This window comes from Telluribacter roseus, assembly GCF_017355915.2.
In the GTDB taxonomy this organism is placed as follows: domain Bacteria; phylum Bacteroidota; class Bacteroidia; order Cytophagales; family Spirosomataceae; genus Telluribacter.
On the sequence record NZ_JAFEUV020000042.1, the window covers coordinates 1 to 900 of the forward strand.

At 45.6% G+C, this 900-nt stretch carries 2 protein-coding genes; both read left to right on the plus strand.

Annotation, left to right across the window (positions count from 1 at the left end):
* The first annotated feature begins 31 nt into the window (after positions 1–31).
* A complete protein-coding gene (locus tag JTN23_RS25765) occupies positions 32–523 on the plus strand; it encodes a hypothetical protein (protein WP_247238005.1) in 492 nt (163 codons plus the stop codon).
* Between the two features lie 5 nt (positions 524–528).
* Positions 529–900 (plus strand): transposase family protein (locus JTN23_RS25770; RefSeq protein ID WP_247238006.1); only part of this gene is annotated, 372 nt, incomplete at its 3' end.

The window sequence follows — 900 nt, forward strand, 5'->3', positions numbered from 1 at the left end:
TAGAGTTGTTGCAGCGGGTTAAATTTGCCAAATGAAGCTATCAACTACGGATTTAAAGACAGACCGTCAGTGGCGTTCAGCCACGGGTTTAGATAAGAAAAGATTCAATACACTGTCTGTTTTCTTCGAGAGGTCCTACCAGGAGTTGTTTGGTCAAACTCTTCAAGAAAGACAGTCAGAATGCCCAGACCCACCACACCTTAGTACTTATGACGACCTTCTACTTTTTACTCTATTTTCCTTAAAATCAGGCTTGACTTATGACTTGCTGGGTTTAGTAACCGGCATGGACGGCTCAACGGCCAAACGTAATCAGGAACTAGGTCTGGCGGTTTTACAGCATACTTTGGTAGTAACTGGGCACGCTCCCAAGCGAGAATTCAAAAGCTCCGAGGAGTTCCAGGACTATTTCGAGCGGCACAAGACTGTAATCATTGACGCCACCGAGCAGCGGACTAAACGGCCGGGTGATCAACAGTACCAAAAGCAAATGTACAGTGGCAAAAAAAATCACACACCGTAAAGACAATGATCATCTCTACGTCGGATCGATACATCCACTACGTCAGCAGATGCTGGGTGGGTAAAAGCCACGATTACCGGATGCTCAAACACGAGTTCCCGCCGGAATTTAACTGGTTTGAAAACCATGCTGTTCGCTTAGATTTGGGCTACCAGGGTTTTGTCAAAGACTATCAGTGTCAGAATGTTATCATGCCTAAAAAGAAATCAAGTAAACATCCACTCAACGAGGCAGAACGGCAGCAGAACAAGGAAAAGTCTTCGGAAAGGATCACCGTAGAACATGCTATCGGCGGTATGAAACGTTACCGTATTCTGTCCGACCGTTTGCGAATCCACAATTGTAAAATGTACAGTGATACAGTGGAGGTTTGCGCC